Origin of the sequence: Bacillus massilinigeriensis (genome assembly GCF_900111815.1) — a bacterium.
Classification (GTDB): Bacteria; Bacillota; Bacilli; order Bacillales; family Cytobacillaceae; genus Mesobacillus_C; species Mesobacillus_C mediterraneensis.
Genome location: NZ_LT630004.1, coordinates 634,502 through 648,685 on the forward strand (window position 1 = coordinate 634,502; position 14,184 = coordinate 648,685).

The 14,184-nt window shown below is 42.2% G+C and carries 22 protein-coding genes and 1 CRISPR repeat array; all 22 genes read left to right on the forward strand.

The window, feature by feature from the left end:
- The 22 genes from cas4 (at position 1) to rplR (ending at position 14,174) form a co-directional block, all read left to right on the forward strand.
- Positions 1–510 (forward strand): CRISPR-associated protein Cas4, encoded by a 510-nt coding sequence (cas4, locus tag BQ5796_RS03350; RefSeq protein WP_071458945.1) that lies wholly within the window; start codon positions 1–3, stop codon positions 508–510.
- Between the two features lie 2 nt (positions 511–512).
- Positions 513–1,499, forward strand: a complete 987-nt coding sequence (cas1b, locus tag BQ5796_RS03355; protein ID WP_071458946.1) for a type I-B CRISPR-associated endonuclease Cas1b — start codon at positions 513–515, stop codon at positions 1,497–1,499.
- A 2-nt stretch (positions 1,500–1,501) separates the two neighbouring features.
- Complete coding sequence (cas2, locus tag BQ5796_RS03360) at positions 1,502–1,765, forward strand: CRISPR-associated endonuclease Cas2 (RefSeq protein ID WP_071458947.1); 264 nt, start codon at positions 1,502–1,504, stop codon at positions 1,763–1,765.
- Between the two features lie 201 nt (positions 1,766–1,966).
- Positions 1,967–4,083: a CRISPR direct-repeat array (repeat unit 29 nt; unit sequence ATTTAATCTGAACGTAGTGGGATATAAAG).
- Positions 4,084–4,257: 174 nt separating this feature from the next.
- Positions 4,258–5,574 (forward strand): IS1380 family transposase, encoded by a 1,317-nt coding sequence (locus BQ5796_RS03365; protein WP_071458948.1) that lies wholly within the window; start codon positions 4,258–4,260, stop codon positions 5,572–5,574.
- 624 nt (positions 5,575–6,198) lie between these two features.
- Positions 6,199–6,507, forward strand: a complete 309-nt coding sequence (rpsJ, locus tag BQ5796_RS03370) for a 30S ribosomal protein S10 (protein ID WP_059174169.1) — start codon at positions 6,199–6,201, stop codon at positions 6,505–6,507.
- Positions 6,508–6,550: 43 nt separating this feature from the next.
- Positions 6,551–7,177: a 50S ribosomal protein L3 gene (gene rplC / locus BQ5796_RS03375; protein ID WP_071458949.1), complete on the forward strand. Its 627-nt coding sequence runs from the start codon at positions 6,551–6,553 to the stop codon at positions 7,175–7,177.
- Between the two features lie 28 nt (positions 7,178–7,205).
- On the forward strand, positions 7,206–7,829 hold the full coding sequence (gene rplD / locus BQ5796_RS03380) for a 50S ribosomal protein L4 (protein ID WP_071458950.1): 624 nt from the start codon (positions 7,206–7,208) through the stop codon (positions 7,827–7,829).
- A complete protein-coding gene (rplW, locus tag BQ5796_RS03385; RefSeq protein WP_071458951.1) occupies positions 7,829–8,113 on the forward strand; it encodes a 50S ribosomal protein L23 in 285 nt (94 codons plus the stop codon). Before rplD ends, rplW begins: the two co-directional genes overlap by 1 nt.
- A gap of 33 nt (positions 8,114–8,146) precedes the next feature.
- Positions 8,147–8,977: a 50S ribosomal protein L2 gene (rplB, locus tag BQ5796_RS03390; protein ID WP_071458952.1), complete on the forward strand. Its 831-nt coding sequence runs from the start codon at positions 8,147–8,149 to the stop codon at positions 8,975–8,977.
- Between the two features lie 57 nt (positions 8,978–9,034).
- A complete protein-coding gene (gene rpsS, locus BQ5796_RS03395; protein ID WP_071458953.1) occupies positions 9,035–9,313 on the forward strand; it encodes a 30S ribosomal protein S19 in 279 nt (92 codons plus the stop codon).
- Between the two features lie 18 nt (positions 9,314–9,331).
- Entirely contained in the window at positions 9,332–9,673 is a 342-nt protein-coding gene (gene rplV, locus BQ5796_RS03400) for a 50S ribosomal protein L22 (RefSeq protein ID WP_071458954.1), read from the forward strand.
- Between the two features lie 3 nt (positions 9,674–9,676).
- The gene (gene rpsC / locus BQ5796_RS03405; protein WP_071458955.1) at positions 9,677–10,333 is read left to right on the forward strand and encodes a 30S ribosomal protein S3; all 657 of its coding nucleotides are present in this window, start codon (positions 9,677–9,679) and stop codon (positions 10,331–10,333) included.
- Between the two features lies 1 nt (position 10,334).
- Positions 10,335–10,769, forward strand: a complete 435-nt coding sequence (gene rplP / locus BQ5796_RS03410) for a 50S ribosomal protein L16 (RefSeq protein WP_071458956.1) — start codon at positions 10,335–10,337, stop codon at positions 10,767–10,769.
- Positions 10,759–10,962: a 50S ribosomal protein L29 gene (gene rpmC, locus BQ5796_RS03415; RefSeq protein WP_071458957.1), complete on the forward strand. Its 204-nt coding sequence runs from the start codon at positions 10,759–10,761 to the stop codon at positions 10,960–10,962. Before rplP ends, rpmC begins: the two co-directional genes overlap by 11 nt.
- 21 nt (positions 10,963–10,983) lie before the next feature.
- Positions 10,984–11,247 (forward strand): 30S ribosomal protein S17, encoded by a 264-nt coding sequence (gene rpsQ / locus BQ5796_RS03420; protein WP_041966521.1) that lies wholly within the window; start codon positions 10,984–10,986, stop codon positions 11,245–11,247.
- A gap of 40 nt (positions 11,248–11,287) precedes the next feature.
- Complete coding sequence (rplN, locus tag BQ5796_RS03425; protein WP_071458958.1) at positions 11,288–11,656, forward strand: 50S ribosomal protein L14; 369 nt, start codon at positions 11,288–11,290, stop codon at positions 11,654–11,656.
- A gap of 33 nt (positions 11,657–11,689) precedes the next feature.
- On the forward strand, positions 11,690–12,001 hold the full coding sequence (gene rplX / locus BQ5796_RS03430) for a 50S ribosomal protein L24 (RefSeq protein WP_071458959.1): 312 nt from the start codon (positions 11,690–11,692) through the stop codon (positions 11,999–12,001).
- Positions 12,002–12,030: 29 nt separating this feature from the next.
- Positions 12,031–12,570, forward strand: a complete 540-nt coding sequence (gene rplE, locus BQ5796_RS03435; protein ID WP_071458960.1) for a 50S ribosomal protein L5 — start codon at positions 12,031–12,033, stop codon at positions 12,568–12,570.
- Between the two features lie 25 nt (positions 12,571–12,595).
- Positions 12,596–12,781: a 30S ribosomal protein S14 gene (gene rpsN, locus BQ5796_RS03440; RefSeq protein ID WP_001085700.1), complete on the forward strand. Its 186-nt coding sequence runs from the start codon at positions 12,596–12,598 to the stop codon at positions 12,779–12,781.
- Positions 12,782–12,811: 30 nt separating this feature from the next.
- Complete coding sequence (gene rpsH, locus BQ5796_RS03445) at positions 12,812–13,210, forward strand: 30S ribosomal protein S8 (protein WP_071458961.1); 399 nt, start codon at positions 12,812–12,814, stop codon at positions 13,208–13,210.
- Positions 13,211–13,241: 31 nt separating this feature from the next.
- A complete protein-coding gene (gene rplF, locus BQ5796_RS03450) occupies positions 13,242–13,778 on the forward strand; it encodes a 50S ribosomal protein L6 (RefSeq protein ID WP_071458962.1) in 537 nt (178 codons plus the stop codon).
- 33 nt (positions 13,779–13,811) lie between these two features.
- Positions 13,812–14,174 (forward strand): 50S ribosomal protein L18, encoded by a 363-nt coding sequence (gene rplR / locus BQ5796_RS03455; RefSeq protein WP_071458963.1) that lies wholly within the window; start codon positions 13,812–13,814, stop codon positions 14,172–14,174.
- Positions 14,175–14,184: the final 10 nt, after the last annotated feature.

The following is a 14,184-nucleotide window of genomic DNA, read 5'->3' on the forward strand; positions in this document are numbered from 1 at the left end:
ATGACGAGCAAGCAAACGGTCGGGGGAGTAGATCTAGCTTATTATGTCATATGCAAACGAAAACTTTGGCTGTACAAGAAAGGAATCGGGCTTGAATTAGAGTCAGATAGAGTGCTTCAAGGTGCTGTACTACATGCAACTGCATACCCTGGTGTGGCAAAGAAGGAAATAATGATAGATGAAGCATTTAAAATCGATGCAATCGAAGGGGATTATGTACGGGAAATTAAACTTTCAAGCAAAATGGAGAAGTCTGATAGAGTGCAAATGCTTTTCTATCTTTACCAGCTTTCTTTAAGGGGAGTGAAGAAGAAGGGGCTTCTTAGTTATACAAAGGAGAGAAAGACTGTTGAGGTTGAATTAACAGAAACAGAACAAAAGGAAATGAAGAAGTTAATTGCAGAGGTTTACAAAGTGATCGATCAACCTTCCCCTCCTAGAGTAACAAAACTACCTTATTGCAAAGCATGCGCCTATTATGAGTTTTGTTATTCAAAGGAGGCGGACTGAATATGTTGCGAGATCATTATGTTTTTTCCAATGGTAAGCTTAGGAGGAAAGACAATACAATTTACTTTGAGAATGAGAAAGGGATCAAAAAACCTCTGCCCATTGAGAAGATAAATAGTCTACACCTTTTCGGGGAAGTGGATGTTAACAGTAAGCTTCTTACTTATTTGAGCCAATATGGAATAAGTCTACAGTTCTATAATTACTATGGTTTTTATGCGGGCGCGTTCTATCCTCGTACTAAGAAGGAATCTGGTTATATAATCGTGAGACAAAGCGAGCATTACTTAGATGCTGAAAAGCGTTTGTTTCTAGCTTACCAATTTCTAAATGGTGCCGTTTTTCATATGGTGCGAAATCTGCGAAGCTATAAGGAAAAGACGAGTACGTATATGGAGCCTATTGTCTCTATTCATCAGAGGATGGTTAATTGCACCTCTATTCCAGAGTTAATGGGGAATGAGGGACAGATACGGCAAATGTATTATCAGGCTTTTAATAGTATATTGAACCAGGAATTTGTCTTAGAGAAGAGAGAAAAGCAGCCACCGAGGGATCCGGTTAATGCGCTAATATCTTTTGGCAACACGCTTATGTACAATACGGTTTTAAGCGAGATTTATAAGACATCACTGAATCCAACTATTAGTTATTTACACGAGCCGTCGACAAAGCGATTTTCGCTATGCTTGGATATTGCGGAAATCTTTAAGCCTCTTATTGTCGATCCAATCATCTTTTCTTTAATTAATAAGAGGCAACTAACGAAAAAGCATTTTGATTATTTAGAGGGAGAAATATGTTTCCTGAATGAAGAAGGTAAGAAAAAGTTCATTATGGCATGGGAGGAAAAACTCAAGCAATCAATAAAGCACCGGACGCTGAAACGAAATACTACCTATCGCTATCTCATACGACTAGAGTGTTATAAAATTATTAAACATCTGATTGGTGATGAAAAGTATAAACCATTGAAGGCGTGGTGGTGACTATGTTTGTCATCATTACTTACGATGTAGGAGAGAAACGAGTAGGCAAAGTTTGCAAGCGTTTAAGGAAATATCTCGATTGGACACAAAACTCAGTTTTTGAAGGGGAAATTACTGCTGGAAAATTAGCGGAATGTCTGGCAGAATTAAATCAGATCATCCATCATGATGAAGATTCTATTTACTTATATAAAGTAAATAACCCCAGAAATATAAAGAAGATTGTCCACGGCCAGGAGAAAAACCCGTTTGATTTGTTTTTATAATTATAGGAACTATGGAGAAGAAGTAAAATTGCAGCGCATCCAATTTATTGAAAAACCGGTCCAACCCCTTGGGCGGCAAGTAATCTAACGGTTTTTATCGCGAGAAAGCAAAACGCTACTCTAGGTTCGCTGCAAACCCTTAAAGCCTAGAGAATAATAAACCCTTGGTATTACTGTGTTTAACCCCTGTCTTAAGGCAGGATTTAATCTGAACGTAGTGGGATATAAAGGGTCGTGACTTGTTCCTATACAACGTCAACCGTCTGATTTAATCTGAACGTAGTGGGATATAAAGTAATATAAAGTCTGTCCCTGGATGTATCCGTCAGCATTTAATCTGAACGTAGTGGGATATAAAGGACTTATTAAAACAGATAGCTGATTTATATGGCGTATCATTTAATCTGAACGTAGTGGGATATAAAGGGCAACATTACGGTGCGTGCGGTTGATGACGACGAATTTAATCTGAACGTAGTGGGATATAAAGTCTTCTGTATTTAGTACCCCCCTGTTAGGAATACGATTTAATCTGAACGTAGTGGGATATAAAGGGATCCGAATTTTGTACAGGTTGTTAACGGAAAAAGATTTAATCTGAACGTAGTGGGATATAAAGTAAACTTGACGCTTTTACCTTAATCCTGAACGTTTTGCATTTAATCTGAACGTAGTGGGATATAAAGCAAAGTCTCTTCGGGGGAAAGCTTGTCGGTCATTGCATTTAATCTGAACGTAGTGGGATATAAAGACTGCTCATCGCGCTTTCGCAGCTCATACCGCAACCGATTTAATCTGAACGTAGTGGGATATAAAGATAAATGAAATTCATCGATGAACAAGACCAGTTCCATTTAATCTGAACGTAGTGGGATATAAAGATACAAGGAGTGGTTAAAATGAAAAATCTTGAAAAATTTAATCTGAACGTAGTGGGATATAAAGTTACTTTCGCTTCTAACTTTTCAATCGTTCCATCTTTCATTTAATCTGAACGTAGTGGGATATAAAGAAAAGAAAGCCATGTTGGTGGCAAGGACAGAGGCAGGATTTAATCTGAACGTAGTGGGATATAAAGGCAAATGAGTAGGAAAAGGTAGATCCGACATCAGTTGATTTAATCTGAACGTAGTGGGATATAAAGGCAGCAACCGCGCGTAGGATAGACTGGATTGGCTCGTATTTAATCTGAACGTAGTGGGATATAAAGTGCCTTCTTTCACGATTTTCCACGCCATGCGAAGCGATTTAATCTGAACGTAGTGGGATATAAAGACGGGGGAAACAAGAGGAGTTTATATTCGCTTGCGTATTTAATCTGAACGTAGTGGGATATAAAGGTACCATCAAACGACGAACTGGACAACGCAGCAAAATTTAATCTGAACGTAGTGGGATATAAAGTTACGGAAGATCGGTTCAAGGTTAGCACAGGAGCGCCATTTAATCTGAACGTAGTGGGATATAAAGCATCAAAAAGGCTTTTTATCATGTAAAATCCATGCCCATTTAATCTGAACGTAGTGGGATATAAAGGGAAGCGTTTGATGGTATCAATATTATCCCTTCTAGAATTTAATCTGAACGTAGTGGGATATAAAGGTCGAATTTCATGTTCAGTGTGCCCAGGAACAACATATTTAATCTGAACGTAGTGGGATATAAAGATGAAGAAGTCTAACCTTTACAGGGTTCAGGTATTCGCATTTAATCTGAACGTAGTGGGATATAAAGAAATATACAAACAGGTATTATATCAGAAACAGTATATATTTAATCTGAACGTAGTGGGATATAAAGACGATTGAGTATTCCGGATTTTTCGTCGCCTTCTTATTTAATCTGAACGTAGTGGGATATAAAGTACGTTGCTTGTGTCTTTGCTAAGACTCACGGTGACGATTTAATCTGAACGTAGTGGGATATAAAGTTTTCAAGTTTCACACGTCTAATAATCAGCCCGTTAATTTAATCTGAACGTAGTGGGATATAAAGATGAAACAGGTAGACAGTCTAGTTAAGTGTCAAGCATTTAATCTGAACGTAGTGGGATATAAAGAAGTGAGTTATAACCTTTTTCGTATTTCTTACTTTATTTAATCTGAACGTAGTGGGATATAAAGGAGCAGTTTACAGCGGAGTTCATCGTGCAAGAACTGATTTAATCTGAACGTAGTGGGATATAAAGGACGGTTCAAGTCTAATCGGCAAGATTGCGAAAGGTATTTAATCTGAACGTAGTGGGATATAAAGTAATATAATTAACACACTCACATTCAAATATTCATGATTTAATCTGAACGTAGTGGGATATAAAGACGATGAAATTAAGAATACCTAGATTATTCACCGATATATATAAAATCCCACAGAAAAGCCGACTTGTTGGCTTTTCTGTGGGATTCTCTTTTTCACTTAAAAGATGAAAAAAGAATCCATTTCTGTTATGGTTATTGCGACTAAACACCAACCAACTAGAAAGGATTCTTCTAATGGCTACTTTATCGCAAAACACTCTACATTTCAACCGTTCCATTAAATTGTCTAATGATGGTGGTGCGCTTTCTTCTGACACTGGAGAATTCATTTTTCGTGAGTTTGATGAAAAAATCAGTTTCTCACAAACGATTTCAAAACATCTCCAATTAAAAGATGAACGCACGTATTGCTTCCATACGAATGAACATTTACTTCGTCAAAAAATCTATCAGCTGATCGCTGGCTATCATGAGGATGATGCAGCGGACCGTTTAACACATGATCCGGTTTTCACACAGGTTCTTGGCAAATCTGCACTCGCTTCTCAACCGTCCTTATCACGATTTTTTAAGCGCTTTGACACGGAAGCACTAAACCAACTTCAATCAGCCAATCAGGAACTGCTTGACCGGGTTCATCATGCTCGACAATCGAAGACACTTATTTTCGACCTGGATTCCACACATGCCGATACATACGGAAACCAAGAAAATTCTTCCTACAACGCGCATTATTCTACAACAGGCTTTCATCCACTAGTCGCATTTGATGGGCTAACAGGTGATTTCTTGAAAGCGCAATTGCGCCCGGGAAACGTTTATACTTCCAATGGTGTTGTAGATTTTATGCGCCCACTCATCGAGCACTATAACGAAGTTTTCCCCGAAAAATCTTATCTAGTCCGTGGCGATAGTGGCTTCGCGGTGCCTGGTCTATATGAATTATGCGAAAAGGAATCGGTTTACTATATCATTCGTCTAAAAGCGAACGCCAAGTTAAAAGCACTTGCGGAAGAACTACACCCAGCACATGAAATTCATGATGTGTCCGTGACAGAAAGCTATGTAGAGGAGTCCATTTACCAAGCATCTTCTTGGTCAAAGCCTCGTCGTATTATCATTCAGTCCATTCGCCCTGCTGGTGAATTGTTATTTTCACATGCCTTTTTTGTGACGAGTCTGGGTGAAGCCTTTTCGCCCCAAGCGATTGTCACATCTTATCAACAGCGGGGCACAATGGAGAATTTCATCAAAGAAGCGAAAGATGGCTTTGGTTTTGATCAGATGAAAAGCCATGATTTTCTGATCAATGAAGCTCGGATGATGTTGAGTCTGCTTGCCTATAACTTCACGAACTGGTTACGGACATTCAGTTTTCCGACCAAGTATAAGGGCATTCAAATCCAAACGATTCGTACCCGGCTAATCAAAGTGGCAAGTAAGTTGGTGAAATCCGGACGCTCGCTATATTTTAAAATGTCCTCGAGTTTTGTGTATGAACGCTTTTTTTGGGACGTACTCACCCGAGTGCAACAACTAAAATTTGAATAAATACCCTTTTAAAATAAATCGAACCTGCACCAAGGGAGAAGTCTGTCCAAAAATCGGTTTCCTCCCAAGAATCGTTTTAAATTTCCTGTCATTCGATTATTTTCTCCGTAAAAATTCACCTAAACTTTAAAAATTTCATTAAATACCCAGAATTTCAGATCACGGTGAATAATTCAGGGAATAGATTCTGTCTTGAAAACAATTTAATCTGAACGTAGTGGGATATAGAGACTTTGAATTCAAAATGGTTTTTGCTGAATCGTCTTTCAAATCGCACTGGTTTCTTCATATAATATGTCATCCCTTCTGTAGGGTAATAATCAATGTTTGATATAGTTTCCTAACACATTCTCTTCTGGGAAACAATAACACTTCCAAACATCCTGTCCTATACTTGTCATGATGCTTGGTTGCGATTATAATAGGTGAAGTGTGCTAAACAGAAGAAAAGGTGCAATCTTGGGTTGCGCTTTGCTTTTGTTTTATGTATAATAGACAATGTTGGTCTTTGACTGCGATGATGCGGAAGGTTGCTGACACACCCGGCCGCTTTGCCATGGCGAGTGTGTGGGAAATTTTCGCGGAGAATGTCTATTTTAAAATAGGCGAAAAGGAGGGAAAATAATGGCAAAACAAAAGATTCGTATCCGTTTGAAGGCTTATGATCACAGGATTCTTGATCAATCAGCAGAAAAGATTGTTGAAACAGCAAAGCGTTCAGGTGCGGCTGTATCCGGCCCGATTCCGCTTCCAACTGAAAAAACAATCTACACAATTCTGCGCGCGGTGCATAAGTACAAAGACTCTCGTGAGCAATTCGAGATGCGTACGCACAAGCGTCTGATCGACATCGTGAACCCAACTCCACAAACAGTTGATTCATTGATGCGTTTAGACCTGCCATCAGGTGTAGATATCGAAATTAAACTTTAATCGAAATAAATTAAACTGAGAGAACACAGGAGGTGTGACTATAATGACCAAAGGAATCTTAGGAAGAAAGATTGGTATGACTCAAGTGTTTGCAGAGAACGGCGATCTTATTCCGGTAACAGTGGTAGAAGCAGCTGCTAACGTTGTTCTTCAAGTGAAGACAATGGAAACAGACGGCTACGAAGCAATCCAGCTTGGCTTTGAAGACAAGCGCGATAAGCTTTCCAACAAACCGGAAAAAGGCCATGTCGCTAAGGCGAACACTGCTCCTAAGCGCTTCGTTCGTGAATTTAACGGAGTTGACTTAGCGGGTTACGAAGTTGGTCAGGAAGTCAAAGTTGATATTTTCGCAGAAGGCGATGTAGTAGATGTAACAGGTATCTCTAAGGGTAAAGGTTTCCAAGGCGCAATCAAACGCCACGGACAATCCCGCGGACCTATGGCTCACGGTTCCCGTTATCACCGTCGTCCAGGTTCAATGGGCCCTGTAGCTCCAAACCGCGTATTCAAAGGCAAATTGCTGCCAGGACGCATGGGCGGAGAGCAAATTACTGTTCAGAACCTGCAAATCGTGAAAGTCGACGCAGAACGCAATCTTCTTCTTATCAAAGGAAACGTTCCTGGAGCAAGAAAAGCATTGCTTAAAATCAAAAGTGCGGTAAAAGCGTAATAACGTTTAGAGAAAGGAGGAAAAAGGTATGCCAAAAGTAGCATTATTCAACCAAGCTGGATCCCAGGTCGGAGAAATCGAACTGAATGATTCTGTCTTCGGTATTGAGCCTAACAACCATGTTTTGTTCGAAGCAGTAATTATGCAGAGAGCATCACTTCGTCAAGGTACTCATAAAGTAAAAAATCGTTCTGAAGTAGCAGGCGGTGGACGTAAGCCATGGCGCCAAAAAGGCACAGGCCGCGCTCGTCAAGGTTCCATCCGCTCACCACAATGGCGCGGAGGCGGAACTGTATTCGGACCGCAACCACGCAGCTACAGCTTCAAAATGCCTAAGAAGGTTCGCCGTCTTGCAATCAAGTCTGCGCTTTCTTCCAAAGTGCATGAAGAAAACATCATCGTTCTAGAAAATCTTGCATTCGAAACGCCGAAAACGAAGGAATTCGCAAATGTATTGAAAGGTCTAAACGTTGATAAAAAAGCTTTGATCGTAACTGCAGGCACAGAGGAAAACGTTGCTCTGTCCGCACGTAATATCCCTGGCATCACATTTGTTCCTGCTGATGGAATCAATGTCCTCGATGTTTTAAATCATGACAAGTTGATCATGACTAAAGCAGCGGTTGAAAAAGTAGAGGAGGTGCTTGCATAATGGATGCACGCGATATCATTAAGCGCCCCGTTATCACTGAGCGTTCCTCTGAGCAGATGGAAGATAAGAAATACACTTTCGAAGTCGACGTCAGAGCGAACAAAACTCAAGTGAAACACGCTGTGGAAGAAGTATTTGGCGTGAAAGTTGAAAAAGTGAACGTGATGAATTACAAAGGTAAATTCAAGCGTATGGGTAAGTTCGGCGGATACACAAACAAACGCCGTAAAGCCGTTGTCACTCTTTCTAAAGACAGCAAAGAAATCGAATTGTTCGAAGTATAATCATTCATATAACCAGAAGAGGAGGGAAAAGAAATGGCGATTAAAAAGTACAAACCTACCTCTAACGGTCGTCGTAACATGACAGCTTCTGATTTCGCTGAAATCACTACTGACAAGCCGGAAAAATCCTTGCTTGCTCCGTTGAAGCGCAAAGGCGGCCGTAACAACCAAGGTAAGTTAACTGTTCGTCATCAAGGTGGCGGCCATAAGCGTCAATATCGTATCATCGATTTTAAACGTAACAAAGATGGCATTCCTGGACGCGTTGCCACAATCGAGTATGATCCAAACCGTTCTGCAAACATTGCCCTAATCAATTATGTAGACGGAGAAAAGCGTTACATCCTAGCACCGAAGAACCTGCAAGTTGGAATGGAAATTATGTCAGGCCCAACAGCCGACATTAAAGTGGGTAATGCACTTCCATTAGCTAACATTCCTATGGGTACTGTCGTGCACAACATCGAACTGAAACCAGGCAAAGGTGGCCAATTGGTACGTTCCGCTGGTACATCTGCACAGGTTCTCGGTAAAGAAGGCAAATATGTTCTTATCCGTCTGAACTCCGGCGAAGTTCGTATGATTCTTTCTGAGTGCCGCGCTACTGTCGGTCAAGTCGGCAATGAGCAGCACGAACTGATCAACATCGGTAAAGCAGGACGTTCTCGCTGGTTAGGCAAGCGCCCGACTGTTCGCGGATCCGTCATGAACCCGAACGATCACCCGCACGGTGGTGGGGAAGGCCGTTCTCCAATCGGACGCAAGTCTCCAATGACACCTTGGGGCAAACCAACCCTTGGTTACAAGACTCGCAAGAAGAAAAACAAATCCGACAAGTTTATCGTACGTCGTCGTAAAAAATAACGGGATTGTACTACGGTTCAAAAGAACCGTAGAACAGTCACGAAGGGAGGTTCAATCATGGGTCGTAGCTTGAAAAAAGGACCTTTTGTAGATGACCATTTAATGAAAAAGATCGAAAAGCTTAACGAAACGGAGAAAAAGCAAGTTGTTAAAACTTGGTCTCGCCGTTCCACGATCTTCCCGCAATTCATCGGCCACACTGTAGCAGTATATGATGGTCGCAAACATGTTCCTGTATATGTCACTGAAGATATGGTAGGCCACAAGCTTGGAGAATTCGCTCCAACGCGTATGTACAAAGGCCATGCCGCTGACGATAAGAAAACAAGACGTTAATGAGAGGAGGCCATTCTGATGCAAGCTAAAGCTGTTGCTAGAACAGTTCGTATTGCTCCTCGTAAAGCTCGCCTAGTATTGGATTTGATTCGAGGAAAGCAAGTTGGAGAAGCGGTAGCTATTTTAAAACTTACCCCAAAAGCTGTTTCGCCAATCGTTGAAAAAGTGTTAAAATCTGCACTTGCAAATGCAGAACACAACTACGAAATGGATATTAATAACCTAGTGGTATCCCAAGCGTATGCTAACGAAGGACCAACGCTGAAGCGTTTCCGTCCACGCGCAATGGGCCGCGCAAGTGCAATCAATAAGCGCACAAGCCACATCACAATCGTTTTATCAGAAAAGAAGGAGGGATAATCAGTGGGTCAAAAAGTAAATCCAGTCGGTTTGCGTATCGGGATCATCCGTGATTGGGAATCCAAGTGGTACGCAGGCAAAGACTATGCTGATCTTTTACACGAAGACCTTAGAGTCCGTGAGTACATCACAAAGCGTTTGCGCGATGCTTCTCTCTCCAAAATTGAGATTGAGCGTGCGGCAAACCGCCTAAATGTAACTGTCCACACTGCGAAGCCAGGAATGGTAATTGGTAAAGGCGGTACAGAAGTCGAAGCACTTCGTAAAGCTCTTAACAAACTTACCGGCAAGCGTGTCCATATAAATATCCTTGAAATCAAAAGAGCAGATATCGATGCTAAATTGGTAGCAGAAAACATCGCTCGCCAGCTTGAAAACCGCGTATCTTTCCGCCGTGCTCAGAAGCAAGTTATCCAACGTGCTATGCGTGCAGGAGCAAAAGGTATTAAAACAATGGTTTCCGGCCGTCTTGGCGGTGCTGACATCGCTCGTTCAGAACATTACAGCGAAGGAACTGTTCCACTTCATACGCTTCGCGCTGATATCGATTATGCTACAGCAGAAGCTGATACTACGTACGGCAAACTTGGCGTAAAAGTATGGATCTACCGTGGAGAAGTCCTTCCTACGAAGAAGAAAACTGAGGAAGGAGGCAAATAATATGTTATTGCCTAAACGCGTGAAATACCGTCGTGAACATCGCGGAAATATGCGCGGACGTGCCAAAGGTGGCACTGAAGTAGCATTCGGCGAATTCGGTTTGCAAGCTACTGAAGCTTCTTGGATCACGAACCGTCAGATCGAAGCAGCCCGTATTGCAATGACTCGTTACATGAAACGTGGCGGTAAAGTCTGGATCAAGATTTTCCCTCACAAGCCATACACTAAAAAGCCTCTTGAAGTCCGGATGGGTTCTGGTAAAGGTTCTCCTGAAGGCTGGGTAGCAGTAGTTAAGCCAGGCAAAGTAATGTTCGAAATCGCGGGTGTTTCAGAAGAAATTGCACGCGAAGCATTGCGCCTTGCAGCACACAAACTTCCAGTTAAATGCAAGTTTGTAAAACGTGAAGAAATTGGTGGTGAATCCAATGAAAGCTAATGAAATTCGTGACCTTACCACTGCCGAAATTGAACAAAAAGTTAAGTCTTTGAAAGAAGAACTTTTCAATCTGCGCTTTCAACTAGCGACTGGACAACTTGAAAATACAGCACGCATCCGTGAAGTACGGAAAGCAATCGCTCGTATGAAAACTGTGATTCGCGAAAGAGAGATTGGAATTAACAATCGATAACCAGAGAGGAGGCCATTCACAATGAGTGAACGCAACCAACGCAAAGTGTATACAGGACGCGTTGTTTCTGACAAGATGGATAAAACCGTTACTGTTCTTGTAGAAACATATAAAAAGCATTCTCTATACGGCAAGCGCGTGAAGTACTCTAAAAAGTTTAAAGCTCATGATGAGCAAAACGAAGCAAAAATCGGCGATGTAGTACGTATCATGGAAACTCGCCCACTTTCTGCCACTAAACGCTTCCGTCTGGTTGAAGTAGTGGAAAAAGCAGTTATTATCTAAATCGTTCGGACCAGGTTGATTCCGAAGGGAGGTTACTCGCATGATCCAACAGGAAACACGTTTGAAAGTTGCTGATAATTCAGGTGCTCGTGAAGTGCTTACCATTAAGGTTCTTGGCGGTTCCGGCCGCAAGACTGCCAACATCGGAGACATCATCGTTTGCACAGTCAAACAAGCAACACCAGGAGGCGTTGTTAAAAAAGGTGAAGTTGTAAAAGCTGTTATCGTCCGTACTAAGAGCGGCCTTCGCCGTAAAGACGGTTCTTATATCAGTTTTGACGAGAACGCATGTGTCATCATCCGTGACGACAAGAGCCCGCGTGGAACTCGTATCTTCGGACCGGTTGCCCGCGAACTCCGCGACAACAACTTTATGAAAATCGTTTCACTAGCTCCAGAAGTACTTTAATATAAAACATTGGCTTTAAGGAGGTGCGCACAGATGCATGTAAAAAAGGGTGACAAAGTAATGGTCATCTCTGGTAAGGACAAAGGCAAGACAGGAAACATCCTGGCAGCTTTCCCTAAGCAGAGCCGTGTCCTCGTAGAAGGCGTTAATATCGTGAAAAAACACGCTAAGCCATCTCAATTGAATCCGCAAGGCGGAATCATCAGCAAAGAGGCACCGATTCATGTATCAAACGTTATGCCTATCGACCCTAAATCCGGCGAACCAACCCGAGTTGGTTACAAGGTGGAAGACGGTAAAAAGGTACGCGTAGCGAAAAAATCCGGTGAAGTATTGGATAAATAACAGTCTACTGAAGAAGGGAGGTACACTAAATGAACCGCCTAAAAGAAAAGTTCAATAAAGAAATCACGCCTGCTCTTGTGAGCAAGTTCAACTATACATCTGTAATGCAAGTACCAAAAATTGAAAAGATCGTTATCAACATGGGTGTCGGTGATGCTGTAGCAAACGCGAAGGCTCTCGATAACGCTGTTGAAGAATTGGCACAAATCACTGGTCAAAAGCCAGTTATCACTCGCGCGAAGAAATCAATCGCTGGTTTCCGTCTGCGTGAAGGCATGCCTATCGGTGCGAAAGTAACCCTTCGCGGCGAGCGCATGTACCAATTCCTAGACAAACTGATCTCAGTATCTCTTCCACGTGTACGCGACTTCCGCGGTGTTTCTAAGAAGTCATTCGACGGCCGTGGTAACTACACACTTGGTGTGAAAGAGCAGCTGATCTTCCCTGAGATTGATTACGATAAAGTAAGCAAAGTACGTGGCATGGATATTGTTATTGTAACGACTGCTAACACTGATGAAGAAGCTCGTGAACTATTAACATCATTCGGAATGCCATTCCAAAAGTAATCTCTAAATAGAGGGAGGCGAAAACGTGGCTAAGAAATCAATGATTGCGAAACAAAAACGCACGCCTAAGTTCAAAGTGCAAGAGTACACTCGCTGTGAGCGTTGCGGCCGTCCGCATTCTGTATACCGTAAATTCAAGCTTTGCCGTATTTGTTTCCGCGAACTGGCATACAAAGGGCAAATTCCTGGTGTGAAAAAAGCAAGCTGGTAAAACGAGAAGTTGGGAAGGAGGTAAACAATAATGGTCATGACAGATCCGATTGCAGATATGCTTACACGTATTCGCAACGCGAATATGGTTCGTCACGAAAAGCTGGAAGTTCCTGCTTCCAACGTTAAGAAAGAAATCGCTGAAATCCTGAAGCGTGAAGGTTTCGTGCGTGACGTTGAATATATCGAAGACAACAAACAAGGTATCATCCGTATCTTCCTAAAGTACGGTGCTAACAACGAGCGTGTAATCACTGGCCTAAAGCGAATCAGCAAGCCTGGACTTCGCGTTTATGCAAAATCCAACGAAGTACCTCGCGTACTGAACGGACTTGGAATCGCTCTTGTTTCCACATCGAACGGAGTTCTAACTGACAAAGAAGCTCGCGCTAAGCAAGTTGGCGGCGAAGTTCTCGGATACGTTTGGTAATAAAGTTTTTTAATGAATGGAGGTGCAATGAATGTCTCGCATAGGTAAAAAAACAATCGAAATCCCAGCTGGGGTTACGGTTACGAATGACAACAACCATGTAACGGTTAAAGGTCCTAAAGGCGAACTTTCCCGTACATTTAACAAAGACATGGTGATCAGCATAGAAGAGAATGTTATCACAGTCTCACGTCCTTCTGATGTGAAAGAACATCGTGCGCTACACGGAACAACTCGCGCCGTTCTTTCCAACATGGTGGAAGGCGTATCTAAAGGTTTCGAAAGAGCCCTTGAACTAATCGGTGTCGGTTACCGTGCAACAAAACAAGGCAAGAAGCTTGTATTGAGCGTTGGTTATTCACATCCAGTCGAAATCGAGCCAGAAGAAGGCGTCGAAATCGAAGTTCCTGCGAATACTAAAATTATCGTAAAAGGCACTGACAAAGAACGCGTTGGAGCACTTGCTGCAAACATCCGCGACGTTCGTCCGCCTGAGCCTTACAAAGGCAAAGGAATCCGCTATGAAGGCGAATTCGTCCGCCGCAAAGAAGGTAAAACAGGTAAGTAATGCCGCTTAGGTTAAACGAAAGGAGTGACAGTAATGATCACTAAGGCTGATAAAAACGCTACTCGCAAAAAGAGACATGCCCGTGTACGTGCGAAACTCAGCGGAACAGCAGCTCGTCCTCGTTTAAATGTGTTCCGTTCCAACAAGCACATTTATGCCCAGCTGATTGATGACGTAAAAGGAGTAACTTTAGCGAGTGCTTCTACTATAGAAAAAGATTTTAACATCGAAGCTACTGGTAACCTTGAAGCTGCGCAAAAGGTCGGAGAATTAGTTGCAAAACGCGCTGTAGAAAACGGAATCACTGAAGTAGTATTTGACCGTGGCGGATACCTTTACCATGGCCGCGTTCAAGCGCTTGCTGATGCTGCCCGTGAAAACGGTCTGAAATTCTAACAAAAAAGGA

What these genes read in the sequence shown, in the direction of transcription:
- cas1b (WP_071458946.1), top strand. Translation starts at nt 513, where the DNA reads ATGTTGCGAGATCATTATGTTTTTTCCAATGGTAAGCTTAGGAGGAAA.
- rplD (WP_071458950.1), top strand. Translation starts at nt 7,206, where the DNA reads ATGCCAAAAGTAGCATTATTCAACCAAGCTGGATCCCAGGTCGGAGAA.
- rplR (WP_071458963.1), top strand. Translation starts at nt 13,812, where the DNA reads ATGATCACTAAGGCTGATAAAAACGCTACTCGCAAAAAGAGACATGCC.
- rpsQ (WP_041966521.1), top strand. Translation starts at nt 10,984, where the DNA reads ATGAGTGAACGCAACCAACGCAAAGTGTATACAGGACGCGTTGTTTCT.
- rpsJ (WP_059174169.1), top strand. Translation starts at nt 6,199, where the DNA reads ATGGCAAAACAAAAGATTCGTATCCGTTTGAAGGCTTATGATCACAGG.
- cas2 (WP_071458947.1), top strand. Translation starts at nt 1,502, where the DNA reads ATGTTTGTCATCATTACTTACGATGTAGGAGAGAAACGAGTAGGCAAA.
- rplE (WP_071458960.1), top strand. Translation starts at nt 12,031, where the DNA reads ATGAACCGCCTAAAAGAAAAGTTCAATAAAGAAATCACGCCTGCTCTT.
- rplC (WP_071458949.1), top strand. Translation starts at nt 6,551, where the DNA reads ATGACCAAAGGAATCTTAGGAAGAAAGATTGGTATGACTCAAGTGTTT.
- rpmC (WP_071458957.1), top strand. Translation starts at nt 10,759, where the DNA reads ATGAAAGCTAATGAAATTCGTGACCTTACCACTGCCGAAATTGAACAA.
- rplX (WP_071458959.1), top strand. Translation starts at nt 11,690, where the DNA reads ATGCATGTAAAAAAGGGTGACAAAGTAATGGTCATCTCTGGTAAGGAC.
- rplB (WP_071458952.1), top strand. Translation starts at nt 8,147, where the DNA reads ATGGCGATTAAAAAGTACAAACCTACCTCTAACGGTCGTCGTAACATG.
- rpsS (WP_071458953.1), top strand. Translation starts at nt 9,035, where the DNA reads ATGGGTCGTAGCTTGAAAAAAGGACCTTTTGTAGATGACCATTTAATG.
- rplN (WP_071458958.1), top strand. Translation starts at nt 11,288, where the DNA reads ATGATCCAACAGGAAACACGTTTGAAAGTTGCTGATAATTCAGGTGCT.
- rplW (WP_071458951.1), top strand. Translation starts at nt 7,829, where the DNA reads ATGGATGCACGCGATATCATTAAGCGCCCCGTTATCACTGAGCGTTCC.
- cas4 (WP_071458945.1), top strand. Translation starts at nt 1, where the DNA reads ATGACGAGCAAGCAAACGGTCGGGGGAGTAGATCTAGCTTATTATGTC.
- rpsH (WP_071458961.1), top strand. Translation starts at nt 12,812, where the DNA reads ATGGTCATGACAGATCCGATTGCAGATATGCTTACACGTATTCGCAAC.
- rplV (WP_071458954.1), top strand. Translation starts at nt 9,332, where the DNA reads ATGCAAGCTAAAGCTGTTGCTAGAACAGTTCGTATTGCTCCTCGTAAA.
- rplF (WP_071458962.1), top strand. Translation starts at nt 13,242, where the DNA reads ATGTCTCGCATAGGTAAAAAAACAATCGAAATCCCAGCTGGGGTTACG.
- rplP (WP_071458956.1), top strand. Translation starts at nt 10,335, where the DNA reads ATGTTATTGCCTAAACGCGTGAAATACCGTCGTGAACATCGCGGAAAT.
- BQ5796_RS03365 (WP_071458948.1), top strand. Translation starts at nt 4,258, where the DNA reads ATGGCTACTTTATCGCAAAACACTCTACATTTCAACCGTTCCATTAAA.